Here is a 24,336-nt window from a genome sequence, read left to right as displayed (position 1 = left end):
CAACAAGCGTCACAGATCGGCGTGGTATTCCTCTATCAACTGGCGCACGACCGCTTCGCCGCCTTTGCCCTCGGGCGCTTTGGCCCAGACTTTGCGCTGCCGGTCGGCGGAGGTGCCCTGTTTGACGACATCGCGCAGGGCGCAGACCTCGTCCAAACAGCCAAGCGCCTCAGCGTCTTCGGCGATCAGGCCGATGATCTCTTTGAACAGTTGGTCGAAGGGTTTGAGGGTCGGCCCGCCAAAGTCGATCAGCGTCTCGTTCACCCCGTAGCGCTGCGCGCGCCAGCGGTTTTCTTCAATCAGGAAACGGTCATACTCGCGCCAACGCAGGTTGCTGTCGCGCAGGCGCAGGAGGAAGCGCGCGATAGACTGGGTCAGACCCGCCAGCCCAAGCGCATGCGACAGGCGCGGCTGCACATCGCAAATGCGGCTTTCCAGCGTGGGGTAATGGGTCGAAGGGCGCAGGTCCCACCAGATTTTCGACTGGTCGGGGATGATGTCGAGGTCGATCAACGCCTGCGTGCTGCGTTCATACTCCCCCCAGCTATGAAGCAGGGGCGGCAAGCCGGTGCGGGGCATGCTCTCCATCACCGCAAGGCGGTAGGAGGCCAAGCCGGTATCGGCGCCTTGCCAATAGGGCGAAGAGGCCGAGAGCGCGAGCAGATGGGGCAGGAAATAGGAGAATTGCGGCATCAAGTCGACCCGCAGGTCGTCGCCGTCGATGCCGACATGCACATGCATCCCGCAACTCAGCATCCGGCGCGCGATGTTCTCCAACTCGCTCTCGATCTTGGCGTAGCGTTCCTTATGGGTGATCTCTTGGTTCTTCCAATCTGAGAAAGGATGGCAGGACACGGCGATGGGGGCGAGGTTATGTTTGGCGGCACGTTTGGCGATGGTGCTGCGCAGGTGGCGCAGATCGTCGCGGGCCTCGGCCACAGTGGCGCAGGGTTTGCTGCCAATCTCGATCTGACAGAGCAGCATCTCGGGGCTGACCTGATCGCCAAGGTCTTTGCGGCAATCCTCCATCAGCCCTGCGGGCGTGTCGGCCAGCGCCAGTGAATCCTTGTCGACCAGAAGGTACTCTTCTTCGATACCGATAGTGAATTCTTTTTGCATGGCGCTGGCCTCGTTCAATGGAGCCGACTGCCGCGGGGGCAGCCGGCGTGATGGATCACTCCATCACGGGGATGGAGAACTCGCCACCCTCCTTGATGCCCGACGGCCAGCGGGCCGTCACGGTCTTGGTGCGGGTGTAGAACTTGAACGCATCCGGGCCGTGCTGGTTCAAATCGCCGAAGACGGATTTCTTCCAGCCGCCGAAGGTGTGGTAGGCCAGCGGCACCGGGATCGGCACGTTCACGCCGACCATGCCGATGTTGATGCGGTTGGCGAAGTCACGCGCCGCGTCACCGTCACGGGTGAAGATCGCCGTGCCGTTGCCGTATTCGTGGTCCATCGCGAGGCCAAGCGCCTCTTCGTAGTCCTTGGCGCGGACGCAGGTCAGCACGGGGCCGAAGATTTCCTGCTGGTAGATGTCCATGTCCTTGGTCGCGCGGTCAAACAGGTGCGGGCCGACGAAGTAGCCGTTTTCGTAGCCTTGCAGTTTGAAGTCGCGTCCGTCGACGACAAGCTCCGCGCCCTGATCGATGCCGGTCTGGACCAGACGCTCGATGTTGGCCTTGGCGGCGGCGGTGACCACGGGGCCGTAGTCCACGTCATTGCCCGCGGTGTAGGGGCCGACTTTCAGCTTCTCGATGCGCGGCACCAGCTTCTCAATCAGGCGGTCGGCGGTTTCCTCGCCCACCGGCACGGCGACGGAGATTGCCATACAGCGTTCGCCCGCGGCACCGTAGCCCGCGCCCACCAGCGCGTCGGCGGCCTGGTCGAGGTCGGCGTCGGGCATGATGATCATGTGGTTCTTGGCACCGCCGAAGCACTGCACGCGTTTGCCGTTGGCGCAGCCGGTGGCATAGATGTACTCGGCGATCGGGGTGGAGCCTACGAAGCCCACCGACTGGATCACGTCATGGTGCAGGATCGCGTCGACCGCTTCCTTGTCGCCGTTGACGACCTGCAGGATACCCTTGGGCAGACCGGCTTCTTCCAGCAGTTCGGCCAGCATCAGCGGCACGGAGGGGTCACGCTCGGATGGCTTCAGGATGAAAGCGTTGCCGCAGGCGATGGCGGGGGCGAACATCCACATCGGGATCATGGCCGGGAAGTTGAAGGGTGTGATGCCCGCGGTGACACCCAGCGGTTGGCGCATGGAGTACATGTCGATGCCGGGGCCTGCGCTGTCGGTGAAATCACCCTTCAGCAGTTCCGGCGCGCCGATGCAGTATTCCACCACTTCGAGGCCACGCTGCACGTCGCCTGCGGCATCGGGTAGGGTCTTGCCGTGCTCGCGGCTCAGCGCCTCGGCCAGCTTGTCCATGTCGCGGTTCAGCAGGGCCACGAATTTCATCAGCACGCGCGCGCGGCGCTGCGGGTTGGTGGCGGCCCAGGCAGGTTGTGCTGCCTGCGCGTATTCCACGGCCTTGTTCAGCTCGTCGCCATTGGCGAGCGGCACCTTGGCCTGCACCTCGCCGGTGGCGGGGTTCATCACGTCGGCAAAGCGCCCGGAGGTGCCCTTGACGTATTCGCCGTTCAGGTAATGCGTCATCTCTTGCATGATCGGTCTCCTCTATGGTTGGCGCCACGATAGCCTTGCAAAAAGAACCGGAACAGAGGAAGGATGGCAAAACCGTCTTGCATTTTTGCAAAGCGTGGGGGCAGGTAAATGGATCAAAATTGGGACGACCTGCGGCTGTTTCTCGCCGTCGCACGAGAGGAAAGCCTGTCTGGCGCGGGCAAGCTGCTGCGGCTCGATCCCGCGACGCTGGGCCGCCGCATGGCACGGTTGGAAAAGGCGTTGCAGACCGTCCTCTTCGTGAAATCGCCTCAGGGCTATATGTTGACCGAAGCGGGGCGAGACCTGATGCAGCGGGCAGAACGGGCCGAACAGGCGATGCGCGCGGCCACCGCCGGGGTGCAGGTGCAAAGCGATCAGCTATCGGGCCAGATCCGTGTCGGCGCGCCCGATGGGGCGGCGAACTATTTGCTGCCACAGGTCTGTGCAGCCATTGCCGCGAAGAACCCCGATCTGGACGTGCAGATCATCGCATTGCCGCGCGTCTTCAACCTGTCCCGGCGCGAGGCGGATATGGCCATCGGTGTGAGCGCCCCCACCGCGGGGCGGCTGGTGGTGCAAAAAGTGACGGACTACCACCTCCATCTCGCCGCCGCGGAAAGCTATCTCGCGCAGCACCCTGAGGTGACCGCCGTGGGCGATCTGCAAGGGCATCGGATGGTCGGCTATATCCCCGATATGATCTTTGACCGTGAGTTGGATTACCTTGCCGACCTTGGCATCAGCCGCGTGGCGCTGGCGTCGAATTCCGTCTCCGTGCAGGTGCGGATGATCCAGCAGGGCGGGGGGATTGGGGTCGCCCATGACTTCTCGCTCGCCGCGACGCAGGGGGTGCGGCGCATCCTCACCGATGCCGTGAGCCTCAAACGCGCCTTCTATCTGATCCGCCACGCCGATGACCGCCGCAACGCGCGGTTGGCGGCCTTTGCCGAGGCGCTGGCCTCCGGACTGCGGGCCGAGACCGCGCGGCTGGAGGCGCGGGCCTCGGGGCGGGCTGCGCCAAAAGCTTGACAGAAAAGGATTTCGCGGTGACGCTGGAGGTGACTTTGCCCTGTACCCAAGGAGGCGCCAGATGCTCGTATCGCAGATTCTCAAGACCAAGCCCGATGACAAGGTGGTGACGGCCAAACCCGGATTGGCGATCTCCGAAGCGGCGGCGATGCTGGCCGAGAAACGGATCGGGACGCTGGTGATTTCGGCCGATGGCAAGACGCCGGATGGGATTCTGTCCGAGCGGGACATCGTGCGCGAGCTGGGCCGCGCGGGCGCGGGCTGTCTGGAGCAGGCGGCCGAAACCCTCATGACCCGCAAATTGGTGACCTGTAGCCGCGACGACCGGTCCGATGCGGTGCTGCAAAAGATGACCGATGGGCGGTTCCGCCATATGCCCGTGCTTGAGGACGGCGTGCTGGTGGGGCTGATCTCCCTCGGCGATGTGGTCAAAGCACAATTGCAAGAGTTGTCGATGGAGAAACAGGCCCTTGAAGGCATGATCATGGGCCACTGAAGCGGCCATTAAACTGTGGCCCCCGCCGACTGACGGCGGGGCAATGCTACCGCTAACCGACTTGCGCTTGGGGCGGTGAAATGATTGGCTGTGCCGCAACGCAGCAGATACGCAGGACAATTACATGCGCATAGCCCTTTACCCCGGTACGTTCGACCCGATCACGCTGGGGCATATCGACATCATCCGCCGCGCGGCCCGTATGGTCGACCGGCTGGTGATCGGCGTGGCCATCAACCGCGACAAGGGGCCGTTGTTCACCCTCGAAGAACGGGTCGCCTTGATCGAAGCGGAATGCGCGCAATTGGCCGAAGAGACCGGCGTCGAGATCGTGGTGCATCCTTTCGAAAACCTGCTCATTGACTGTGCCCGCGACGTGGGCGCCCAGACCATCGTGCGCGGCCTGCGCGCCGTGTCCGATTTCGAATATGAGTTCCAGATGGTCGGCATGAACCGGCAGTTGGACGATTCCATCGAGACGGTCTTCTTGATGGCCGAGGCCACTCATCAGGCGATTGCCAGCAAATTGGTGAAAGAGATCGCGCGGTTGGATGGGGATGTCAGCAAATTCGTGACGCCGGCGGTGAATAAGGTGCTGATTGAGCGGTTTTCGCAGAAGTAGCGTTTGGGGTGGTGAGTGGGCCGCGTGAGGCGCGGTTCTGCGAGGTATTTTTAAAAGGATGAAGGGGGAGGGGCGTGGCGCTTGATTGGTGGCCGCGTCCTTTTTGGGTTCTGTGGGGGGAGCGATTGGGGGGAGGTTACCGCCAGAAGGCCATCCATTCGATCAGCGCGAAGAGTTTTTTGCCGAGATAGATCATATGGTCGGCCCCATAGACATAGAGGTCGACCGCCATCGCCCCGGCGATGACGAGGGCCAGCACGATGGCGATGGGATTGGTCATAGTGTGGCTCCGGCCGGGGAATGGCCTGATATTACAGGCACATCCCCGCCGTGCAAGCCTCAGCCCAGTTTGCCCATGGCGACGGCAACATCGGCCATGCGCACCGAGAAGGCCCATTCATTGTCGTACCAGCCCAGCACGCGAACCGTGCGACCTGCCACGACGATGGTCTGGTCGGGGGCGAAGATGCAGCTTTCCTCAGTATGGTTGAAGTCGATGCTGACCTTCTGCTCGGGGTCGTAGGCCAGCACGCGTTTCATCGGGCCATCGGCGGCGGCGCGGGCGGCGGCGTTGATTTCCTCGACCGTCACGTCGCGGCTGGCTTGGAAAGTGAGGTCGACGGCGGAGACATTGGGGGTGGGCACGCGCATTGCGGTGCCGTCGAGTTTGCCCTTCAGCGCGGGCAGCACTTCGCCCAGGGCCTTGGCGGCGCCGGTGGAGGTGGGGATCAGCGCCATGGCGGCGGCGCGGGCGCGGTAGAGGTCGTTGTGGCGGCGGTCGAGCGTCGGCTGGTCGCCGGTGTAGCTGTGGATCGTGGTCATCAGGCCGCTTTCGATGCCCACGGCTTCGTGCATCACCTTGGCCAGCGGCGCGAGGCAGTTGGTGGTGCAGGACCCGTTGGAGATCATCCGGTCGGAGACTTCGAGCTGGTCGTCGTTGACGCCGTAGACGATGGTCTTGTCGACGTTCTTGCCCGGCGCCGAGAGGAGCACGCGTTTTGCGCCGTTTTCGAGATGCACATTGGCCTTGTTGCCGTCGTTGAACTTGCCGGTGCATTCCAGCACCACGTCGCAGCCGGACCAGTCGAGCTCTTCAAGGTTGTAGGTCGACATCATCTCGATGTCGTTTTGGCCGAGGTTCATGTAGCCGTCGTCGATCTGAACCTCGCCCGGGAAGCGGCCATGGACGGAATCGTATTTGATGAGATGCGCCGCGGTGCTGAGCGGGCCGGTGGCGTTGACCTTGATCACTTCGATATCATCGCGCCCCGAGGCCGCGATATGGCTGAGCGTGCAGCGGCCGATGCGGCCAAATCCGTTGATGCCAACTTTGATGGTCATGGTGCATTCCTTGTCTCGGGCCGCGCGGGTGGGGGGCCGTATGTCGGGGTCGCGGGTTCTATATCCGGCAGGGGCGGTCAGGGGAAAGGGGCAAAACCAAATGATTTCCATATGTTAGCGTTAAACTTGCATGTTAGCGGTAAAGGTCGCAGCGGCTTCGGACTTGCCAGATGGGCTGCACATGCTACTTCGGATGCAGCACGCAAAAAGGGGCATGGAATGAGCGGTTTACTGGCACTTGTGGATGACGTGGCGGCGATCGCCAAAGTTGCAGCGGCGAGCGTGGATGACGTGATCGGGCAAGCGGCCAAGGCGGGCTCCAAGGCCGCGGGCGCGGTGATCGACGATGCCGCCGTGACGCCGAAATATCTGCATGGGTTCAAGGCCGAACGTGAATTGCCGGTGATCTGGCGGATCACCAAGGGGTCGTTGCGCAACAAGCTGGTCTATTTGCTGCCCGTGGGTCTGCTTTTGGCGAATTTTGCGCCATGGGCGATCCCGCCGCTTTTGATGCTGGGCGGGGCCTACCTGTGTTTCGAGGGGGCCGAGAAGGTCGCCCATGCGCTTGGTTGGGGGCACGGGCATGAGGATTATCCCGATAAGGAGAAGGTGGTCGAAGACCCTGCGCAGCTGGAAGAGAAGAAGGCCGCGGGCGCGATCAAGACTGACTTTATCCTGTCGGCGGAGATCATGACCATTGCCCTTTCCGCGATCCCCGAAAGCAACTTTTGGATGGAGGCGGCGACGCTTGCATCGGTGGCGATCATGATCACCGTGGCGGTCTATGGCTCTGTCGCCCTGATCGTCAAAATGGACGATGTGGGTCTGGTAATGGCGAACAAGGGGCGATTTGGCGTGACGCGGAGCATTGGCCGGGCGCTGGTGCGCGGGATGCCGGGGTTTTTGAAGCTGCTCACCATCGTTGGCACGGCGGCCATGCTTTGGGTCGGCGGGTCGATCATCATTCACGGGTTGGAGCAGATGGGCTTTGCCGCGCCCTATAAATGGATCCACGACATCGCCGTGACCGTGGGCCAGCCGGTTCCGGCCCAGTTCGAAGGGGCGGCTGAATGGATTACCACGGCGGGGATCGACGGGCTCTTTGGTTTGGCGCTTGGTCTGGTGCTGATCCCGATCGGTGAGAAGATCGTGACGCCGATCTGGCGCAAGGTGTTTCATAAGGCCGCCGTTTAAGAGCGACCTTGTCTGGGAAATGAAAAAGGGGGCGACGGATGAACCGTCGCCCCCCTTTTGTATTGTATGACCCGCAGATCAGAGCAGCGCTTTGGCCTTCTCTGCCACGTTCTCTGCGGTGAAGCCGAAGCGCTCGAAGAGTTCTTCCGCCGGGGCGGAGGCGCCGAAACGGTCCATGCCGACGAAATCGGCTTTGCCGTATTTGCCACGCTCGCCAAAGAGCCACTGGTCCCAGCCCTGACGTGCACCGGCCTCGATCCCGACGCGCACGGCGCCACCGGGCAGGACGCGCTTGCGGTAGGCTTCGTCCTGCGCGGCGAAGAGTTCCATGCACGGCATGGAGACGACGCGGGTGCCAATGCCTTCGGCTTGGAGCAGCTCGCGCGCGGCCAATGCGACATGCACCTCAGAGCCGGTGGCAATCAGGATCACCTGACGTTTGCCCTCGGCATCGGCCAGCACATAGGCGCCCTTTTCGGTGAGGTTGTTGTTTTTGTGCTCCAGGCGCACGGTGGGCAGGCCCTGACGGGTCAGCGACAGGACCGATGGCGTGGTTTTCGCGGTGAAGGCGATTTCCCAAACCTCTGCCGTTTCCACCGCGTCGGCGGGGCGGAAGACGTAGGTGTTGGGCGTGGCACGGCTGATCGCCAGATGCTCGATCGGCTGGTGGGTCGGGCCATCTTCGCCAAGGCCGATGCTGTCATGGGTCATGACGAAGGCCGTGGGGATTTGCATCAGGGCCGCCAGACGCATCGCGGGGCGGGCATAGTCGGTGAAGCACATGAAGGTGCCGCCATAGGGGCGCAGGCCGCCGTGCAGCGCCATGCCGTTCATCGCCGCTGCCATGCCGTGTTCGCGAATGCCCCAGTAGACATAGCGCCCGCCACGGTTGTCGACGTCGAAGATGCCAAGATCGCTAGTCTTGGTGTTGTTCGAACCGGTCAGGTCCGCCGAGCCGCCAACGGTTTCTGGCAGGATCGGGTTCAGCACTTCGAGGGCTTTCTCGCTTGCCGCGCGGGTCGCCATCTTGGGCGCGCCTTCGGTGATCTGCTTTTTGAAGGCTTTGACCGTCGCGCTCATCTTTTTCGGCGCGTCGAGGGCGAGGGCACGATTGAAGGTCTCGCGCTTGGCGCGGGGCAGTTTGTCGAAACGCTCTTCCCAGTCGCGGCGGGCATCGGCGCCGCGTTTGCCGATCTCTTCCCAAGCGGATTTCACGTCAGCGGGCACTTCGAAGGGGCCGGTGGTCCAGCCATAGGCGGCTTTGGCTTCGGCCATCTGGTCGGCGTCGGTCAGCGCGCCGTGGCCTTTCGAGGTGTCCTGCGCGGCGTGGCCGAGCGCGATATGCGTCTTACAGGCAATCATCGAGGGCAGGTCAGTGGATTTCGCTTCGGTCAGGGCGGCGTCAATCTCATCGGGGTTGTGGCCGTCGATCTCAATCACATGCCAGCCGGCGGCCTTGAAGCGGGTGACCTGATCGGTGCTGTCCGACAGGGTGACGGGGCCGTCGATGGTGATGTTGTTGTTGTCCCACATCACGATGAGCTTGCTCAGCTTGTGACGGCCGGCCAGCGTGATTGCCTCTTGGCTCACGCCTTCCATCAGGCAGCCGTCGCCAGCGATGACATAGGTGTAATGGTCCACGACCTTTGCGCCGTATTGCGCGCGCAGCATCTCTTCGGCCATGGCGAAACCGACGGAATTGGCGATGCCTTGGCCCAGCGGGCCGGTGGTGGTCTCAATCGCATCGGCAAGGAAGTTCTCCGGGTGGCCCGCGGTGCGCGCGCCCATTTGGCGGAAGTTCTTCAACTCTTCGATGGGGAATTGCTCATAGCCCGTCAGGTGCAGCAGCGAATAAAGCAGCATGGAGCCGTGGCCCGCCGAGAGGATGAAGCGGTCGCGGTCGGGCCAAAGCGGGTTGGACGCGTCGAACTTCAGGTGCTTCTCAAAGAGGACGGTGGCCACATCGGCCATGCCCATCGGCATGCCGGAGTGGCCGGAATTGGCGGCGGCCACGGCATCGAGGGTCAGCGCGCGAATGGCGGTGGCCTTGGACCAGTGGTCGGGGTTTGCGCTTGCGAGGGCTGTCAGATCCACGGGGGCTTCCTTTGGGGCTGTGGCAGATTGGGCTCGTGCATACCAGCGATGGGGCAAAGTTCAAGCACAACTGGGGTGCGCGGGCGGGTCCGGGGCGGCCCATAGCGGGGGCGAGAGTGAACTTGGCGGCTCAAGTCGCTGAAACGAAAGGGGGGGCGCAATTTGAGCGCGCTTTGGCTAGGATTGCGAAAACCGGCTGATACGGGCGATTCGCGCGCGTGACATTGGGCGGGACGCGCGCTATCTGCGGGACGGGCCGCCGCAACAGGGCGCAGCCCGGGGCACGGCAGGCGAAAACGCCGCCGAGAGAGCAGGACGAGTGAGGAGAATTCATGCGGATGAGTGAACTTGAAGACTATCAGCGCCGCATCACGGCCGCGATGGACCAGATGGCCAAGGGGGTGGACCGGCTGAGCGCCGCGCCCGCAGAGCCGGATGAGGATATTGTGCAGGCCTTGGAAGAGGAGCGGCAAGCCAACGCTCAGCTGACCGACCGGGTGAAGACGCTGAAGGAAAGCCATCAGGACGAATTGAACGACCTGCGCGCCCAGATGGACTTCAACAACGACCGGGTGACCCAGCTTGATATGGACGTGCAGCGTTTGCGTCAGGCGAATGAGCAGCTGTCGGCGGCTTGTGAGCAGTTGCGGCTGGCCAATGCGGAGGGGCTGGCCGATCCCAAGCTGATCGACACCGCCGTGATTGCAGAGTTGGAGAGCCTGCGCGCCACCCGCGCGATCGAGATGGCCGAGATCGACGCGGTATTGACCGCGCTGGCCCCCTTGGTCGAAGAGGGCGAGCCGGAAGTTGAAGCTGCGGATGAAACGGGGGCAGAGGCCAAAGCCGAAGCGCCCGCGCCCGAGAGCGCTGCGCAAGACGACAGCGCCGAAGAAGAACCCAAGTCAGGAGGGGCCGACTGATGCCCGAGGTACGGATCACCATTGGCGGCCGCCATTTCGAAGTCGCCTGTCAGGAAGGTGAAGAAAGCTATTTGCAAGCTGCCGCCAAGATGCTGGACGACGAAGCCCGCGTGCTGAGCGATCAGGTGGGCCGCATGCCCGAGGCGCGAATGCTGCTGATGGCGGGCCTGCTTCTGGCCGACAAGACCGCAAGCGTCGAAGATCGCATCGCAGAGTTGCGCGCGGAACTGGCCGAGCGTGAGGCCGAACTCACCAGCCTGCGCAACGTCAAGGTCGAGCCTGAGCGGATCGAAGTGCCGGTGGTGCCGCAGGGGGTCAAAGACACCCTTGCCGAAATCGCCGCCCGGGCCGAGGCGCTGGCCGCCGAGATCGAGGAGAAGGCGGGTAAATGAGCCGGGTCCTCAGGGCAGCCCTTTGCGCGCTGCTCTGGGCCGCGCCTGCGGGCGCCGAAACCTCTGCTGTTACTTACATTTGTGAGCGCAGCGTTTCGGTGCCGGTAGTCTATGTGTCCGGTGCCGATCCGGGCGTTGCAGTGCTCTATGTCGAGGGGCGGTTGATCCAGTTGCGCCGCCTGCCATCCGCCTCTGGCGCGCGCTATGGCAGGCCTTCGGACGGTGCGGGCTATGAGTGGTGGGAGCATCAGGGCCGTGCTTCGCTGGCTTGGCGGGCAGGGGCGGGCGATGGGGTGACCCCGATTTATAGCGACTGTTTGCCTCAGGACTAACGGCGCGGGATTGCGGCGCGAGCTGCAATATGCTCTGGGGGGCGCGAAAAGTGCCCCTTTCGGCGCGACCACCAAACGCGCCCCTACGGCGCGACACTCCATGACGCAAAATCAGGACGCCCTCAGATGACCACCAAACCCCGCATCATCGTCTCCAGTGACCACGCCGACATCGCCCTGCGCCAAGACATCGCGCGCCATGTGGCCGAACGCGGGTTCACTGTCGAAGACATCGGTCCTGCCACGGCGGAAAGCACCGATTACCCCAAACATGGCGAAGCCGCCGCACGGCGCATAGCGGCGGGGGAGTTCGATCTGGGCATTCTGATCTGCGGCACGGGGCAGGGCATCATGATGGCGGCCAATAAGGTCAAGGGCATCCGCTGCGGCGTGTGCAGCGACACCTTCTCGGCCAAGATGATCCGGGCGCATAATGACGCGAATATGCTGTCGATGGGCGCGCGGGTGATCGGCGGCGGTCTGGCGCTTGAGATCGTGGATGCCTTTCTCGACACCGAATTCGAAGGCGGGCGGCATGGCCGCCGTGTCGATATGATCGCGGCCATCGAAGACTGAGCTGCCCCCGGCCTTACATACAAAAACACCCCGGAGCGCGAAACCGCTCCGGGGTGTTTTGTTTGACGCGGGCGCCCGGCTTAGCCGTTGGCTTCGCGGATCTTATCGGCGGCTTCCTTGTCGAAAGCGACGCCGTTCTCGTCGAACAGCGTGTCCAATTCGCCCGACAGCGTCATCTCGGTGATGATGTCGCAGCCGCCGACGAATTCGCCTTTGACGTAGAGCTGCGGGATGGTCGGCCAGTCGGAGAAATCCTTGATCCCCTGGCGCAGACCTTCATCCGCCAGCACGTTCACGTCGCTGTAGTTCACGCCCATGTAGTTCAGCACCCCGGCCACGCGGCTGGAGAAGCCGCACTGCGGCATTTCCTTGGTGCCCTTCATAAACAGAACCACGTCATTCTCGGTGATCTGTTCCTTAATCTGGCTTGCGGCATCGCTCATGTCATTCGTCCTTCGTATCTGGTTTCTTGAACGCAGCGTGATAGCGCCGCGCATAGGTTTCATCGTCGGCCCAGGGTTTGACCTCAACTTCGGCCCCGCCGAGGAAAAAGCCGCCCCGCTTCTTGGTCCAATTCGTATGCCCGCGCTCTAGGCTTTCGTTGCGCCGCGCGGTGCGGGCCACGGCATCCAAATCCAGCGCCTCCATCCCCAGCGGCACCTTGCCGGTCTCAGGCCGGGGTGGCTGGCGCTGCGACAGCGGCACATGCTGGCCGCGCCGGGCGCGGTGCTGGGCATAGGCGGTGGCGGCGATCCCGCCCACGACTGCCGCAGCGACCCAGCCCCACATGGTTAGTCCGGGGTCCGGGTGGTCAGCGCCAGCGCGTGCAATTCGCCGTTTGACCCGTCCATCTTGCCCTTGAGGGCCGCATAGACGGCGCGCTGCTGCTGGACCCGGTTCATGCCGCGAAAGCTTTCGTCCACGACCATGGCCGCCATATGCACGCCATCATTGCCTTCGACGGTGATCTTGGCATCCGGAAAGGACGCGCGGATCAGGTCTTCGATTTCGCTGGCTTGCATGGGCATGGGGTGGCTCCGGCTGTTGTGAGTGCTTGGGCTAGATGTAGTGCCGCTGGCCACGGCGTGCAAGGCGAAGCCGAACGCCGGATCGGCCATTGACCTTTGCCCCTATTGCGACACACTTTGCGCCCTCACGTTGAAAGGACAACCGATGGACCGGATCCCCGAACAAGCGCTCGACTGGGCCGAGGCCGGAGAGCCTGTGGCCCTTGCCACGGTGGTGGAAACATGGGGCTCCGCCCCCCGGCGCGCTGGCGCGCAACTGGTCGTGGCGGGCGACGGGACGATGATGGGGTCCGTCTCGGGCGGTTGCGTCGAAGGCGCCGTGGTGGTTGAGGCTTTAGAGGTCCTGGAGGACGGCCGCACGCGGCTGTTGGAATATGGCGTCAGCGATGGTGATGCCTTTGCCGTGGGGCTGGCCTGCGGCGGCACGATCAAGGTGCTGGTGGAGCCGGTGGGGCCGGAGGCGCTCAGCCTTGAGATGCTGCGCGAATTGGTGGCAAGGCGCGCGGCCCGTAAGCCGGTGGCCTATGAGGTGGCGTTGGACGGCAGCGACCGTCGGCTGACAGAGGGGGGGCATGAGGACCGCTTTCGCCGCGACCGCTCTGGCGTCGAGGATGAAACAGGGCGGTTCATCGCCATCCACAATCCGCCGCTGCGATTGGTGATCGTGGGTGCCGTGCATATCGCGCAGCATCTGGTGCGCATGGCGATAGAGGCGGGGTTCGATCCGATCGTCGTCGACCCGCGGGAGGCTTTCGGCTCACCCGCCCGCTTCCCCGATTGCCAAGTGGTGAACGATTGGCCCGATGCCGCCCTGCGCGAGATCGGTGTTGACGCGCGCACCGCCGTGGTCTTGCTGACCCATGACCCGAAACTCGACGATCCGGCGCTGCATGTGGCGCTCGGATCCGAGGCTTTCTATATCGGCGCGCTCGGCTCGACCCGGACGCAGGCCAGCAGGCTTGATCGGCTGGCGGAAGCAGGTGTGGCGGCAGAGCAGGCGGCGCGTATCCACGGGCCGGTCGGCCTCGATATCGGCGCGGCCAGCCCGGCTGAGATCGCCGTGTCGATCCTTGCCCAGATGATCCAAAGCCTGCGCCGACCATGAGATTTGGCCCGGTCCCTTTGAGCGCGGCTTTGGGCGCGACGCTGGCCCATTCCGTCGCGGTGACGGAGGGGCGGCTGCGCAAGGGCCGCGTGCTGACCCAAGAGGATATCGCAGCGCTGGAAGGCGCGGGCATCGAAGAGGTGATCGTCGCCCGGCTCGACCCCGGTGATATTGACGAGAACGCAGGCGCCGCACGGCTGGCCGAAAGCCTCTGCGGTCCGGGGCTGCGGATGTCGAAACCCTTCACCGGGCGGGTGAACCTGCTGGCCGATGGCCCGGGGGTGGTGGTGATGGACCGCGCGGCGCTTGAGGCGGTCAATGCGGTGGACCCGATGATCACGCTGGCCACCGTGCCACCCTATCAGCAGATGGGCGAGAGCGGCATGGTGGCGACGATCAAGATCATCTCCTACGCCCTGCCTGAAAGCACAGTCGAGGCCGCCTGCGCGGCGGCGGGAGAGGGCGCCTTGCGCCTCGCGCCGCCTGTGCTGCGCGATGCCACGCTGATCATCACAGACGTGCCCGGCGGGGCCGGGGGCAAGGGCCGCGCCGCGGTGGAGGGGCGGCTGATGGCGCTTAATGTGACCCTTCGCGATGTTGTAACCGTCCCCCACCGAAGCGCCCCGCTGACCGAGGCGATTGCCGCGGCAGAGACCGATCTGGTCCTGATCCTCACCGCCTCCGCCACGTCGGACATCAATGACGTGGCCCCCTCTGCCCTGCGCGCGGCGGGGGGCGAGGTGACGCGCTTTGGCATGCCGGTCGATCCGGGCAATCTGCTCTTTCTCGGCCAACTTGGCGCCTGCGCCGTGATCGGCCTGCCGGGCTGCGCCCGTTCCCCCGCGCTCAACGGGGCCGATTGGGTGCTGTCGCGGCTGGTTTGCGGCATTCCCGTCACCAGCGCGGATATCGCGGCGATGGGGGTGGGCGGCTTGCTGAAAGAGATCCCCACGCGCCCGCAGCCGCGCAACCCCGGCAAAAGCGCGGGCAACGGCTGAGGCAAAACCTTAGGAAAATATATGTTCTCAACTAGGGCTTGTCGTGCTTAACTGATCTCAACAAGCGTCAGACTGGGAGGAAGAACATGACACAGGTCAAGATGACCGTGAACGGCAAACCCGCGTCGGGAGAGGTCGAAGGCCGCACTTTGCTGGTGCATTTCCTGCGCGATGATCTGGAACTGACCGGCACCCATGTGGGCTGCGACACCAGCCAATGCGGCGCCTGCGTGGTGCATGTGAACGGCAATGCGGTCAAAGCCTGCACCATGTTCGCGGTCGAGGCCGATGGCGCCGAAGTCGAGACCATCGAAGGGCAGGCGGCCCCCGATGGCACGCTCAGCACCATCCAACAGGCGTTTCAAGATCACCACGGGCTGCAATGCGGCTTTTGCACGCCCGGCATGGTGATGTCGGCGGCGGCCTTGCTCAAGGAAAATCCGAAACCTTCGGAGGCCGAGGTGCGCCATTACCTTGACGGCAACATCTGCCGCTGCACCGGCTACCACAATATCGTCAAAGCGATCATGGCGGCCAGCGGCCAAGAGGTCAGCGCGCTGGCGGCAGAGTAACGTTGGAAGCAGTGTCGCGCTGAGCAGGCCGGTGATGGCGGAGGGAGGACCGCCAGAAGCGGTGGCCGCGTGACGGATCAGGTGCATCCGCACCGCCACCAAACGGGAGGATATTATGCCAAAGGATTTTGAACCGACGAGCGGCATTGGGGCCAGCAGCAAAAGACGGGAGGATGTGCGCTTTCTCACCGGGGCGGGGCGCTATACCGATGACATCAACCTGCGCCGCCAGACCCATGTGTTTTTCCTGCGCTCGGATGTGGCGCATGGGCGGCTGACCGGGGTCGATACCTCTGCCGCCGAAGACATGCCCGGCGTGCTAAAAATTTTCACCGGCGCGGATTTCGCCGAAGTGGGCGGGATGCCCTGCGGCTGGCAGGTGACCGACAAACACGGCCAACCCATGCAGGAGCCGAAACACCCCGTGCTGGCCCATGAAAAGGTCCGCCATGTGGGCGAGCCCATCGCCGCCGTCGTGGCCGAGACGTTGGCGCAGGCCCGTGACGCCGCCGAGGCGATTGTCGTCGATATCGACGAGTTGCCCGCCGTGGTGAACATGAAGGACGCGCTGAAAGACGACGCGCCTAAGGTGCATGACGACCTTAGCAGCAACCTTTGCTACGACTGGGGCTTCGTGGAAGAGAACAAGGAGGCGGTGAACAAGGCCTTTGACGAGGCCGCCCATGTCACCACGTTGGAACTGGTCAACAACCGCCTCGTCGCCAACCCGATGGAGCCGCGCGTCGCCATCGGCGATTACAACCGCTCGGACGGGGAGCATACGCTCTATACCACCAGCCAGAACCCGCATGTGATCCGCTTGCTGATGGGCGCCTTCGTGCTGGGTATCCCCGAGCACAAGCTGCGCGTGGTGGCACCTGACGTGGGCGGCGGCTTCGGCACCAAGATCTTCCATTATCAGGAAGAGGCCTTCTGCACCTTCGCCGCCAAGGCGGTGGGGCGTCCGGTGAAATGGACGTCGAGCCGGTCGGAAGCCTTCATGTCCGACGCCCATGGCCGCGACCATGTGACCAAGATCGAACTGGCGCTGGATGCAGAGAACAACTTCACCGCCCTGCGCACCGATACCTATGCCAATATGGGGGCCTACCTGTCGACCTTCGCGCCTTCGGTGCCGACTTGGCTGCACGGCACGCTCATGGCGGGGAACTATAAAACGCCGCTGATCTACGTGAACGTTAAGGCGGTCTTTACCAATACCGTGCCAGTAGATGCCTATCGCGGGGCCGGTCGGCCCGAGGCGACCTATCAGTTGGAGCGTTTGATCGACAAGGCTGCGCATGAGTTGCAGGTCGACCCGATCAAACTGCGCCGCCAAAACTTCGTGACGGAGTTTCCCTATGCCACCCCGGTGGCGGTGGAATATGACACGGGCGATTACAACGCCACGATGGACAAGCTCGAAGAGATCGCGGACCACGCGGGCTTTGAAGCGCGGCGCCGTGAGAGTGAGGCGAAGGGCAAGCTGCGCGGCTTCGGCGTGAACTGCTATATCGAGGCCTGCGGGATTGCGCCGTCGAACCTTGTGGGCCAACTCGGCGCCCGGGCGGGCCTGTATGAAAGCGCCACGGTCCGGGTTAACGCCACCGGCGGGCTGGTCGTGATGACCGGCAGCCACAGCCACGGGCAGGGGCATGAGACCTCATTCGCGCAGGTGGTGGCCGATATGATCGGCATCGACGAGAATATGGTCGAGATCGTCCATGGCGACACCTCTAAGGTGCCGATGGGCATGGGCACCTATGGCTCGCGCTCGCTCGCGGTGGGCGGCAGCGCCATGGTGCGCGCGACCGAAAAGATCATCGCCAAGGCAAAAAAGATCGCAAGTCACCTGCTCGAAGCCTCGGAAGGGGATATCGAGTTGAAGGATGGGGCCTTTAGCGTTGCGGGGACGGATAAATCCGTGGCTTGGGGCGATGTGACGCTTGCCGCCTATGTGCCGCATAACTACCCGTTGGAAGAGATCGAACCGGGGCTTGAGGAAACCGCCTTTTACGACCCGTCGAACTTCACCTATCCGGCGGGGGCCTATGCCTGCGAGGTCGAGTTGGACCCCGAGACCGGCCATGTCACCGTCGAACGTTTCACCGCCGCCGATGATTTCGGCAATGTGGTGAACCCGATGATCGTGACCGGCCAAGTCCACGGCGGTCTGGCCCAAGGTATCGGTCAAGCGCTGTTGGAGAACTGCGCCTACGATGAAGACGGCCAACTCCTTAGCGCGTCCTACATGGATTACGCCATGCCGCGCGCCAGCGATTTGCCGTTCTATGACGTGGATCACTCCTGCCAGACGCCCTGCACCCACAACCCCTTGGGCGTGAAAGGCTGCGGGGAGGCGGGGGCCATCGGCTCGCCGCCTGCGGTGGTTAACGCGGTCCTTCACGCCATGCGCTCGGGCGGGAAGGACATCGGCCATATCGACATGCCGGTCAGCCCCGCGCGGGTCTGGGAGGCGATGAATGGCTAAGCGCCTGCTGAAGATTGGTTTGAGAAAAGAGGCGACGCTCGGGCGGCCTCTGGGAAGGATGAAAGATGTATGATTTCGAAGTAGAGCGCCCCAGCAGCGTGGCGGATGCGGTCAAGGCTTTGGGGCAGGAGGATGCGCAACCGCTCAGCGGCGGTCAGACGTTGATCCCCACGCTGAAGGCGCGGCTGGCGATGCCCTCGGTTCTGGTGTCGCTGGCGGGGATCGATGCGCTCAAAGGGGTTGAGATGCGCGATGGCGCGCTTTGGATCGGTGGCGGCACGACCCATGCCACGGTCATGCGCGAGGCGGCGGAGAGCTACCCGGCGCTCGCCAGCCTCGCCGCACGGATCGGCGACCCGGCGGTGCGCAACCGGGGGACCATCGGCGGATCGCTCGCCAATAACGACCCCTCTGCCTGCTACCCGGCGGGCGCTCTGGCCAGTGGCGCGACGATTGAGACCGACCGCCGCGAGATTGCCGCGGATGACTATTTTCAAGGCATGTTCACCACCGCATTGGAGGAAGGGGAGATCGTCACCGGCGTCCGTTTCCCCATTCCTGAGGCCGCGCATTACGAGAAATTCATTCAGCCCGCCTCGCGCTTCCCGCTGGTCGCGGCCTATGTCGCGCGCCTCGGCGATGGGGTGCGCGTGGCGATCACGGGCGCGTCGAACGACGGTGTATTCCGCTGGAGTGAAGCCGAAACTGCCCTGTCGGAACGGTTCGCGCCGGAGGCGTTGGAGGGGCTGACCCTCGACGCGGGCGACATGATCAGCGATCTGCACGGCAGCGGCGCCTACCGCGCCCATCTGTGCGGCGTGATGACCCGCCGCGCTGTGGCCGCCATCGCCTGATAGCCGATAACAGCAGCGTAAACTTCTGCCGCGTCCCCAGAGGGGGCGCGGTATTTTCATGGGGTAAGCTCTTGATATTGGATAGCGGAACCAGCGCCCCCATCATGCGTTGGGTGACAAGCGCTGCCCGAACGGCGTTCCCGTAATGATGAGGACGTGAACATGAAAAACCTACTGAGATCTACGACTTCGCTGGGTCTGAGCCTTGCCTTGGCTTTCCCGCATGGCGCCTTTGCGCAGGAGCAAAATCTGAATGAATGCGGCCCCGTGGGCGAAGCGACCGAATTCCCCTGCGCATTCGACGATCAGACGGTAGAAAGTGCCGAAGAGCTTCGTGTTATGGCCGGGCTGAGCGGTGAGGCCGAGGCGGAAGTCGAAGCGGAAGGTGAAGCAGAGGTCGAGGCCGAGGCGGAGACCGAAGCCGAGGCGGGTTCGCTGCTGGATCAGGCAACTGGCGCGGTTGAAGCGACGGGTGACGCTGCTGCGGCTGCTGTGAACGACGTGACCGAACAGGCCGAAGAGGCCGCCGACGCAGCAGAGGCGCAGGCTGAAGCCGCAGCCGAGGCGGCAGAGGAAACCGCAAGCGAAGCGGAAGTGGAGACCGCCGAGGCCGAAGCCGAAATGACCGCCGAGACTGAGAGCGAGGTCGAAGTCGAGGAAGAGGTTGAGACCGAGGCGGAAGTGGAAGCTGAGGTGGAAAGCGAAGCCGAGGTTGAGGAAGAGGCCGAGATTGAAAACGACGCCGAGGCCGAGACCGCGCAGGACATGGAAGCTGAAGCCGAAGCGACCGCTGAAGCTGATGCCGAGGTGACTGGGAACGTAGAAACCGACGAAAACGCCGAAGCCGCGACTGACGCGGAAGCCAATGAGACTGCCGTCGAGACCTCGGAAGAAGCCGAGGCCGAAATGGAAGCCGAAACCAGCGGCGAAGCAGTCGGCGAGGAAGACAACGCCGGTCTGACCGAAGAGCAGATCCAGGCCCGTGAAGAGCGCCGCGAAGCCCGCCGTGCCGAACGCCGCGAAGAACGCCGCGAGCAACGCCGCGCCGAGCGTGAAGCTGCCGCCGCCGCCGCCGCTGCTGCCGAAAGCGATGCGGACGCCGAAGTCGTGACCGAAGAAGTTACCGAAGAAGACGTGCGCAGCTCGGACGAAGACTTCGAAACTGAAGTGGCTGCCGCAGGCGAAGCCGATGCCGCCGCCGCCGACGACGACGACAGCGGGATGTCGGACTTCGAAAAAGCGCTGCTCCTCGGCCTTGGGGCTGTGGCTGTCGGCTCGGTTCTGAACAATGGTGAGAAAATCGTCAGCCGCTCTGGTGACCGGGTGGTCGTTCAGGACGACACTGGCGAATTGCGCGTCCTGAAGGACGACAACGCTCTGCTCCGCCGCCCCGGTGACGAGGTGCAGACCCAGACCTTCGACGACGGCTCCACTCGGACCATCGTGACCAAAAGCGACGGCAGCCGGGTCGAGACCATCCGCTCGCGGGATGGCACCGTGCTGCGCCGGACGAACTTCGATGCGCAGGGCCGTGAATATGTGCTGGTCGATGACCTCGTGGAAGAGCGCGAAGTTGTCGTGAACGATCTGCCGCAGGTCCAGCAGACACAGCAGGCACAGCGCGCCAGCACCCAAGACGAGGCCGCGCTGCGTCAGGCTTTGCAAGCTGAGATGCGCAACGATCAGGGGCGGACATTCTCCCTGCGTCAGGTGCGTGAAATCCGTGAAGTGCGCTCCCTCGCGCCGGAGCTGGAACTCGATGCAGTACGCTTCCCCACCGGCTCCGCCGCGATCCAGCCTGAACAGGCCCGCGCGCTTGCCAATATCGGCACCACACTGCGTGACCTGATCCAGAAGGACCCGCGCACCGTGATCCTCGTCGAAGGTCACACCGATGCGGTTGGCGATGCGAGCTATAACCTCGCCCTGTCGGACCGCCGTGCGGAGACCGTGGCCCTGGCGCTGACCGAGTACTTTGATGTGCCGCCCGCCAATCTGATCACGCAAGGCTATGGCGAGAGCCAGCTGCGCGTGCCGACCACGTCGGCGGAACCTGCGAACCGTCGTGCCGTGGTGCGCAACATTACAGGTCTGCTGCGCTAAGCAGACCTACACCCCAAACAGAAAACGCCCCCGGAGCGATCCGGGGGCGTTTTGCGTTATTGGATGGTGAAGGTGCCAGTCGGGCCCGTCATGCGGACCCGATTGAGCTGATCACTTGTTGGGCAGCGGCCCGATCACCATGACCATTTGGCGGCCTTCCATCTTGGGGAAGTTCTCCACCCGGCCGATCTCTTTGGTGTCGGCAGCGACGCGCTCCAAAAGCTCACGACCGAGGTTCTGGTGCGCCATCTCACGGCCACGGAACCGGAGGGTAACCTTCACCTTGTCGCCACCTTCAAGAAACTTGAAGACATTGCGCATCTTCACATCGTAGTCGTTCTTGTCCGTATTGGGACGGAACTTGACCTCTTTGATCTCGATGATCTTCTGTTTCTTGCGGGCTTCGCTCTCGCGCTTTTGCTGTTCATATTTGAACTTGCCGAAATCCATGATCTTGCACACGGGCGGCTTGGCATTGGGCGAAATTTCAACAAGGTCGAGGCCGGCGTCATCGGCCATTTCCATGGCGCGCTGCGGCGAGACAACGCCGACGTTTTCGCCATCGGCACCGATCAGGCGGATTTCGGGGGCACGGATCTTGTCGTTGACGCGCGGGCCGGTGTCACGTTGGGGCGGCGCGTTATGAGGTCTGCGAGCGATGGTGATGGTCCTTTGATTGTTACCTAATTCGAGAATGCAAGGTAAACCCGCGTGGGTCCATCTTCAAGTCGCAAAATCACGCTATGCGTGGGGTTTGGGGCGATTTACCCTTGATCTGGGGCGATTGTGGCGCAATTCACGGCTATGCGGCCCCGGGGGAAATCTTTAACCTCGCGGGGCGTAGATTAAGGGGAATGGAATGAAGAATCTGGTCTGGTTGGTCGTGGCGGCGCTGATTGCGCTGGCGGGCTATATGCTTTTCACCGGCAAGGGGCCGCAGGAAGTGGCCATCGACGCTTCCGAGGCGATCAATGCGCCCGAAGTGGCCGAAGATATGACCAACGCCGCTGAAGACGCCGCCGATGCAATCGCGGGCAGCGTGGATGCCGCCGGGGAGGCGATCAGCGATGCCGTGGATGACGCAACCGAGAGCGCCAATGACGCGGCGGAGCCTGCGGCGCAGAATTAAGCGGCTCCGCGCAATGCGGAAAAGCAAAGGCCGCGTCCGGGGAACCGGGCGCGGCCTTTGCTTTGGTTTGATCCGTCTGGCGGGTTACTCGGCGGCGGGCTTCATCTGGAAACCTTCCTTAACCTGATCGGCAGGGGTGACCGGGTAGTCGCCAGAGAAGCAGGCGTCGCAATACTGCGGGCACTCGGCGTTGCGGCCTTCGGCTTCGCCCACCGCGCGGTAGAGGCCGTCCAGCGAGATGAACTTGAGGCTGTCGACCTGCAAGTGGTCGCGCATCTCATCCTCGGACATGGTCGCCGCCAGTAGCTTTTCGCGCTGCGGGGTGTCGACGCCGTAGAAACAGGGCCAAGCCGTGGGGGGGGAGGCGATCCGGAAGTGCACCTCTTTCGCGCCCGCGTCGAGGATCATCTCTTTGATCTTGCGCGAGGTCGTGCCGCGCACCACCGAGTCGTCGACCAAGATCACCCGCTTGCCCTTGATCAGCGCGCGGTTGACGTTGAGCTTGAGACGGACCCCCATGTTGCGGATCTGCTCGGTTGGCTCGATAAAGGTCCGGCCCATATATTGGTTGCGAATGATGCCCATGGCGTAGGGGATGCCGGATTCAAGGCTATAGCCAATCGCCGCCGGGGTGCCGCTGTCGGGCACAGGGCAGACGAGATCGGCTTCCACGGGGCTTTCCTTGGCCAGTTCGCGGCCAATATTCTCACGCGTTTCATAGACCGAACGACCGCCGAGAATGCTGTCGGGGCGGCTGAAGTAGACATGCTCGAAGATACAGAAACGCGAGGCGACGCGGCGGAAGGGGAAATGGCTTTCGACCCCTTTTTCGGTGATCACAACCATCTCGCCCGGTTCGATCTCGCGAACAAACTCAGCGCCGATGATGTCGAGCGCGCATGTCTCCGAGCTCAGCGCCCAGCCATCGCCGACACGGCCCAGCACGAGCGGGCGCACGCCCAGCGGATCGCGCACGCCGATCAGCTTGGTGCGTGTCATGGCAACGACCGAAAAGGCCCCCTCGACCCGGCGCAGCGCATCTTCCATCCGCTCGGGGATGTTTTGCTGCAAGGATCGGGCCATCAGGTGAATGATGCACTCACTGTCGGATGAGGATTGGAAGATCGAGCCCCGCTCGATTAACTCACGGCGCAGGGCGTTGGCGTTGGTGATATTGCCGTTATGGGCAATCGCGGCGCCGCCCATGGCGAACTCACCAAAGAAGGGCTGCACGTCGCGGATCGCGGTGGGGCCCTTGTTGCCAGAGGTCGAATAGCGGACGTGACCGATGGACAGCTCGCCGGGGAGCGTTTGCATCACATCCTGCGAGGTGAAGTTGTCGCGGACATAGCCAAAGCGGCGGGCCGATTGGAAACCGGCGGCGGGATCGTAGCTGACGATGCCGCCAGCCTCTTGTCCACGGTGCTGGAGGGCGTGCAGGCCAAGGGCCACGAAAGTGGCGGCATCGGCAACGCCAACCACGCCAAAGACGCCGCATTCCTCCTTCAGTTTATCCTCATCTCCGCTGTCGCGCAGATAGGAAGTGTCAAAGGGATGGGCGGGCGGCATGTGCTTGGACAACGGGGCAACTCCGAATCCGGGTGAGGTCGCTGCCTATGTAGGGGCTTCGCAAGCGGCTGTCACCCCGCATGTCGCCGATGGGGCGCAACAGGCTGGATAAAGCGCTGCAATGGTCGCCCGCTAGGCGGCCCCCGCATCTGGCCCGACGCAAACGCAAAACAGGCGGCCATGATGCTCTGGCCGCCTGTTTAAAAGGATTGTGTTAAGAGATTATGAAGGCCTTAGGCGCTACATTTGCCCACCAGCGCCTCATAGCGGTTGGTGATCCAGCCGAGCGCCTCTTGCGGGTCTTTTTCTTCGATCTGGCCGGTGAAGCGCGAGAATACGGCGGCGGAGCGGCTATTTTCGACCATTGTGGTCCGCTCACCGGTGATGACGGTGTCGTAGACGAAGAAGGCAATCGCCACCAAAAGCACGCCGCGCACGACGCCAAAGATGAAGCCAAGCCCTTGGTCCACGCCACCCAGCATCGAGCGGTGCACAAGCGAGGAGAAGAGCGGCGTGAAGAGCGAGACCACGATCAGCGCCGCGGCAAAGACCAGCGCAAAAGCACCGATCACCGACAATTCGCAGCTATCGGCCAAGAATTCGCCCACATAGGGCAGTTCACGCACAAGCGGCTCGACCTGCGGCGCAAAGAGAAAGGCCAGCACGGCCGCGGCAATCCAGCCTACAATCGCCATCAACTCGCGCACCAGCCCGCGGCCATAGGCCAGCAATGCCGATAGCACGATGACAACCGCGACCACCCCGTCAATAATGGTAAAACCGTCCATGCGCGTTCTCGCCCTCGTCTAAGGGGGGA

Annotated in this window: 26 protein-coding genes; 15 read left to right on the top strand and 11 right to left on the bottom strand. The window is 63.4% G+C overall.

Going from position 1 to position 24,336, the window contains the following annotated elements:
• Nucleotides 1-9: 9 nt before the first annotated feature.
• On the bottom strand, nucleotides 10-1,119 hold the full coding sequence (locus ACGYKA_RS03025) for a carboxylate-amine ligase (protein WP_394412535.1): 1,110 nt from the start codon (nucleotides 1,117-1,119) through the stop codon (nucleotides 10-12).
• Nucleotides 1,120-1,174: 55 nt separating this feature from the next.
• Nucleotides 1,175-2,674, bottom strand: a complete 1,500-nt coding sequence (locus ACGYKA_RS03020; RefSeq protein ID WP_394412532.1) for a CoA-acylating methylmalonate-semialdehyde dehydrogenase — start codon at nucleotides 2,672-2,674, stop codon at nucleotides 1,175-1,177.
• Between the two features lie 108 nt (nucleotides 2,675-2,782).
• On the opposite strand from ACGYKA_RS03020, the gene ACGYKA_RS03015 reads away from it, so the two are divergent.
• From ACGYKA_RS03015 to coaD, 3 genes are all read left to right on the top strand, one after another.
• Complete coding sequence (locus ACGYKA_RS03015; RefSeq protein ID WP_394412529.1) at nucleotides 2,783-3,703, top strand: LysR family transcriptional regulator; 921 nt, start codon at nucleotides 2,783-2,785, stop codon at nucleotides 3,701-3,703.
• Nucleotides 3,704-3,764: 61 nt separating this feature from the next.
• The gene (locus tag ACGYKA_RS03010; protein WP_271687088.1) at nucleotides 3,765-4,199 is read left to right on the top strand and encodes a CBS domain-containing protein; all 435 of its coding nucleotides are present in this window, start codon (nucleotides 3,765-3,767) and stop codon (nucleotides 4,197-4,199) included.
• A gap of 124 nt (nucleotides 4,200-4,323) precedes the next feature.
• Complete coding sequence (coaD, locus tag ACGYKA_RS03005; protein WP_168613531.1) at nucleotides 4,324-4,821, top strand: pantetheine-phosphate adenylyltransferase; 498 nt, start codon at nucleotides 4,324-4,326, stop codon at nucleotides 4,819-4,821.
• 136 nt (nucleotides 4,822-4,957) lie between these two features.
• On the opposite strand, the gene ACGYKA_RS03000 is transcribed toward coaD, so the two are convergent.
• The gene (locus ACGYKA_RS03000) at nucleotides 4,958-5,101 is read right to left on the bottom strand and encodes a hypothetical protein (protein ID WP_169306043.1); all 144 of its coding nucleotides are present in this window, start codon (nucleotides 5,099-5,101) and stop codon (nucleotides 4,958-4,960) included.
• Nucleotides 5,102-5,160: 59 nt separating this feature from the next.
• Nucleotides 5,161-6,162 (bottom strand): type I glyceraldehyde-3-phosphate dehydrogenase, encoded by a 1,002-nt coding sequence (gap, locus tag ACGYKA_RS02995; protein ID WP_394408285.1) that lies wholly within the window; start codon nucleotides 6,160-6,162, stop codon nucleotides 5,161-5,163.
• 219 nt (nucleotides 6,163-6,381) lie between these two features.
• On the opposite strand from gap, the gene ACGYKA_RS02990 reads away from it, so the two are divergent.
• Nucleotides 6,382-7,356, top strand: coding sequence for a DUF808 domain-containing protein (locus ACGYKA_RS02990; protein ID WP_394412525.1), 975 nt, complete (start codon nucleotides 6,382-6,384; stop codon nucleotides 7,354-7,356).
• A gap of 78 nt (nucleotides 7,357-7,434) precedes the next feature.
• Here ACGYKA_RS02990 and tkt read toward each other — a convergent pair whose 3' ends face one another.
• On the bottom strand, nucleotides 7,435-9,450 hold the full coding sequence (tkt, locus tag ACGYKA_RS02985) for a transketolase (protein ID WP_394417561.1): 2,016 nt from the start codon (nucleotides 9,448-9,450) through the stop codon (nucleotides 7,435-7,437).
• A gap of 338 nt (nucleotides 9,451-9,788) precedes the next feature.
• Here tkt and ACGYKA_RS02980 point away from each other — a divergent pair, with 338 nt between their 5' ends.
• The 4 genes from ACGYKA_RS02980 to rpiB all read left to right on the top strand — a co-directional run bounded on the left by ACGYKA_RS02980 (nucleotide 9,789) and on the right by rpiB (nucleotide 11,670).
• Nucleotides 9,789-10,370 carry a hypothetical protein gene (locus tag ACGYKA_RS02980; RefSeq protein WP_394437904.1) on the top strand — a complete coding sequence of 194 codons (582 nt, stop codon included), beginning with the start codon at nucleotides 9,789-9,791 and terminating at the stop codon, nucleotides 10,368-10,370.
• The gene (locus ACGYKA_RS02975) at nucleotides 10,370-10,762 is read left to right on the top strand and encodes a cell division protein ZapA (protein ID WP_067268217.1); all 393 of its coding nucleotides are present in this window, start codon (nucleotides 10,370-10,372) and stop codon (nucleotides 10,760-10,762) included. The genes ACGYKA_RS02980 and ACGYKA_RS02975 overlap by 1 nt, the downstream gene beginning before the upstream one ends.
• Entirely contained in the window at nucleotides 10,759-11,094 is a 336-nt protein-coding gene (locus ACGYKA_RS02970) for an MliC family protein (protein WP_394412517.1), read from the top strand. Before ACGYKA_RS02975 ends, ACGYKA_RS02970 begins: the two co-directional genes overlap by 4 nt.
• Before the next feature lie 126 nt (nucleotides 11,095-11,220).
• Nucleotides 11,221-11,670 (top strand): ribose 5-phosphate isomerase B, encoded by a 450-nt coding sequence (gene rpiB / locus ACGYKA_RS02965; protein WP_394412514.1) that lies wholly within the window; start codon nucleotides 11,221-11,223, stop codon nucleotides 11,668-11,670.
• Nucleotides 11,671-11,750: 80 nt separating this feature from the next.
• Here the strand turns inward: rpiB and grxD are convergent, their stop codons facing one another.
• Genes grxD through ACGYKA_RS02950 form a run of 3 tightly spaced genes read right to left on the bottom strand, consistent with a single transcriptional unit; the run spans nucleotide 11,751 to nucleotide 12,698 of the window.
• Nucleotides 11,751-12,113, bottom strand: a complete 363-nt coding sequence (grxD, locus tag ACGYKA_RS02960; protein ID WP_394412511.1) for a Grx4 family monothiol glutaredoxin — start codon at nucleotides 12,111-12,113, stop codon at nucleotides 11,751-11,753.
• Nucleotide 12,114: 1 nt separating this feature from the next.
• A complete protein-coding gene (locus ACGYKA_RS02955) occupies nucleotides 12,115-12,459 on the bottom strand; it encodes a hypothetical protein (RefSeq protein WP_271687096.1) in 345 nt (114 codons plus the stop codon).
• A 2-nt stretch (nucleotides 12,460-12,461) separates the two neighbouring features.
• Entirely contained in the window at nucleotides 12,462-12,698 is a 237-nt protein-coding gene (locus ACGYKA_RS02950; RefSeq protein WP_067268222.1) for a BolA family protein, read from the bottom strand.
• 145 nt (nucleotides 12,699-12,843) lie between these two features.
• On the opposite strand from ACGYKA_RS02950, the gene ACGYKA_RS02945 reads away from it, so the two are divergent.
• From ACGYKA_RS02945 to ACGYKA_RS02920, 6 genes are all read left to right on the top strand, one after another.
• Nucleotides 12,844-13,803: an XdhC family protein gene (locus ACGYKA_RS02945; RefSeq protein ID WP_394412508.1), complete on the top strand. Its 960-nt coding sequence runs from the start codon at nucleotides 12,844-12,846 to the stop codon at nucleotides 13,801-13,803.
• Nucleotides 13,800-14,801: a molybdopterin-binding protein gene (locus ACGYKA_RS02940; protein WP_394412505.1), complete on the top strand. Its 1,002-nt coding sequence runs from the start codon at nucleotides 13,800-13,802 to the stop codon at nucleotides 14,799-14,801. Before ACGYKA_RS02945 ends, ACGYKA_RS02940 begins: the two co-directional genes overlap by 4 nt.
• An 86-nt stretch (nucleotides 14,802-14,887) precedes the next feature.
• Nucleotides 14,888-15,373 carry a (2Fe-2S)-binding protein gene (locus ACGYKA_RS02935; RefSeq protein WP_067268228.1) on the top strand — a complete coding sequence of 162 codons (486 nt, stop codon included), beginning with the start codon at nucleotides 14,888-14,890 and terminating at the stop codon, nucleotides 15,371-15,373.
• Nucleotides 15,374-15,488: 115 nt separating this feature from the next.
• A complete protein-coding gene (locus ACGYKA_RS02930; protein WP_394412503.1) occupies nucleotides 15,489-17,864 on the top strand; it encodes a xanthine dehydrogenase family protein molybdopterin-binding subunit in 2,376 nt (791 codons plus the stop codon).
• 65 nt (nucleotides 17,865-17,929) lie between these two features.
• Nucleotides 17,930-18,718 (top strand): FAD binding domain-containing protein, encoded by a 789-nt coding sequence (locus ACGYKA_RS02925; RefSeq protein WP_394412500.1) that lies wholly within the window; start codon nucleotides 17,930-17,932, stop codon nucleotides 18,716-18,718.
• Between the two features lie 162 nt (nucleotides 18,719-18,880).
• Nucleotides 18,881-20,821 (top strand): OmpA family protein, encoded by a 1,941-nt coding sequence (locus ACGYKA_RS02920; protein WP_394412497.1) that lies wholly within the window; start codon nucleotides 18,881-18,883, stop codon nucleotides 20,819-20,821.
• Nucleotides 20,822-20,932: 111 nt separating this feature from the next.
• On the opposite strand, the gene infC is transcribed toward ACGYKA_RS02920, so the two are convergent.
• Complete coding sequence (gene infC, locus ACGYKA_RS02915; protein ID WP_209217843.1) at nucleotides 20,933-21,481, bottom strand: translation initiation factor IF-3; 549 nt, start codon at nucleotides 21,479-21,481, stop codon at nucleotides 20,933-20,935.
• Nucleotides 21,482-21,680: 199 nt separating this feature from the next.
• Here infC and ACGYKA_RS02910 point away from each other — a divergent pair, with 199 nt between their 5' ends.
• Nucleotides 21,681-21,950: a hypothetical protein gene (locus ACGYKA_RS02910; protein ID WP_067268237.1), complete on the top strand. Its 270-nt coding sequence runs from the start codon at nucleotides 21,681-21,683 to the stop codon at nucleotides 21,948-21,950.
• A gap of 84 nt (nucleotides 21,951-22,034) precedes the next feature.
• Here the strand turns inward: ACGYKA_RS02910 and purF are convergent, their stop codons facing one another.
• Entirely contained in the window at nucleotides 22,035-23,519 is a 1,485-nt protein-coding gene (gene purF / locus ACGYKA_RS02905) for an amidophosphoribosyltransferase (RefSeq protein WP_394412823.1), read from the bottom strand.
• Between the two features lie 233 nt (nucleotides 23,520-23,752).
• Nucleotides 23,753-24,307 (bottom strand): CvpA family protein, encoded by a 555-nt coding sequence (locus tag ACGYKA_RS02900; protein WP_067268241.1) that lies wholly within the window; start codon nucleotides 24,305-24,307, stop codon nucleotides 23,753-23,755.
• Nucleotides 24,308-24,336: the final 29 nt, after the last annotated feature.

Origin of the sequence: Sulfitobacter sp. 1A15106, assembly GCF_043556995.1 — a bacterium.
Lineage (GTDB): Bacteria > Pseudomonadota > Alphaproteobacteria > Rhodobacterales > Rhodobacteraceae > Sulfitobacter > Sulfitobacter faviae.
This window is presented reverse-complemented; position numbering and strand designations above follow the sequence as displayed.

Bases quoted from the DNA above. Each gene is read 5' to 3' on its own strand.
- ACGYKA_RS03025 (WP_394412535.1), bottom strand. From the start codon at position 1,119: ATGCAAAAAGAATTCACTATCGGTATCGAAGAAGAGTACCTTCTGGTC.
- ACGYKA_RS03020 (WP_394412532.1), bottom strand. From the start codon at position 2,674: ATGCAAGAGATGACGCATTACCTGAACGGCGAATACGTCAAGGGCACC.
- ACGYKA_RS03015 (WP_394412529.1), top strand. From the start codon at position 2,783: ATGGATCAAAATTGGGACGACCTGCGGCTGTTTCTCGCCGTCGCACGA.
- ACGYKA_RS03010 (WP_271687088.1), top strand. From the start codon at position 3,765: ATGCTCGTATCGCAGATTCTCAAGACCAAGCCCGATGACAAGGTGGTG.
- coaD (WP_168613531.1), top strand. From the start codon at position 4,324: ATGCGCATAGCCCTTTACCCCGGTACGTTCGACCCGATCACGCTGGGG.
- ACGYKA_RS03000 (WP_169306043.1), bottom strand. From the start codon at position 5,101: ATGACCAATCCCATCGCCATCGTGCTGGCCCTCGTCATCGCCGGGGCG.
- gap (WP_394408285.1), bottom strand. From the start codon at position 6,162: ATGACCATCAAAGTTGGCATCAACGGATTTGGCCGCATCGGCCGCTGC.
- ACGYKA_RS02990 (WP_394412525.1), top strand. From the start codon at position 6,382: ATGAGCGGTTTACTGGCACTTGTGGATGACGTGGCGGCGATCGCCAAA.
- ACGYKA_RS02980 (WP_394437904.1), top strand. From the start codon at position 9,789: ATGAGTGAACTTGAAGACTATCAGCGCCGCATCACGGCCGCGATGGAC.
- ACGYKA_RS02975 (WP_067268217.1), top strand. From the start codon at position 10,370: ATGCCCGAGGTACGGATCACCATTGGCGGCCGCCATTTCGAAGTCGCC.
- ACGYKA_RS02970 (WP_394412517.1), top strand. From the start codon at position 10,759: ATGAGCCGGGTCCTCAGGGCAGCCCTTTGCGCGCTGCTCTGGGCCGCG.
- rpiB (WP_394412514.1), top strand. From the start codon at position 11,221: ATGACCACCAAACCCCGCATCATCGTCTCCAGTGACCACGCCGACATC.
- grxD (WP_394412511.1), bottom strand. From the start codon at position 12,113: ATGAGCGATGCCGCAAGCCAGATTAAGGAACAGATCACCGAGAATGAC.
- ACGYKA_RS02955 (WP_271687096.1), bottom strand. From the start codon at position 12,459: ATGTGGGGCTGGGTCGCTGCGGCAGTCGTGGGCGGGATCGCCGCCACC.
- ACGYKA_RS02950 (WP_067268222.1), bottom strand. From the start codon at position 12,698: ATGCCCATGCAAGCCAGCGAAATCGAAGACCTGATCCGCGCGTCCTTT.
- ACGYKA_RS02945 (WP_394412508.1), top strand. From the start codon at position 12,844: ATGGACCGGATCCCCGAACAAGCGCTCGACTGGGCCGAGGCCGGAGAG.
- ACGYKA_RS02940 (WP_394412505.1), top strand. From the start codon at position 13,800: ATGAGATTTGGCCCGGTCCCTTTGAGCGCGGCTTTGGGCGCGACGCTG.
- ACGYKA_RS02935 (WP_067268228.1), top strand. From the start codon at position 14,888: ATGACACAGGTCAAGATGACCGTGAACGGCAAACCCGCGTCGGGAGAG.
- ACGYKA_RS02930 (WP_394412503.1), top strand. From the start codon at position 15,489: ATGCCAAAGGATTTTGAACCGACGAGCGGCATTGGGGCCAGCAGCAAA.
- ACGYKA_RS02925 (WP_394412500.1), top strand. From the start codon at position 17,930: ATGTATGATTTCGAAGTAGAGCGCCCCAGCAGCGTGGCGGATGCGGTC.
- ACGYKA_RS02920 (WP_394412497.1), top strand. From the start codon at position 18,881: ATGAAAAACCTACTGAGATCTACGACTTCGCTGGGTCTGAGCCTTGCC.
- ACGYKA_RS02910 (WP_067268237.1), top strand. From the start codon at position 21,681: ATGAAGAATCTGGTCTGGTTGGTCGTGGCGGCGCTGATTGCGCTGGCG.
- purF (WP_394412823.1), bottom strand. From the start codon at position 23,519: ATGCCGCCCGCCCATCCCTTTGACACTTCCTATCTGCGCGACAGCGGA.
- ACGYKA_RS02900 (WP_067268241.1), bottom strand. From the start codon at position 24,307: ATGGACGGTTTTACCATTATTGACGGGGTGGTCGCGGTTGTCATCGTG.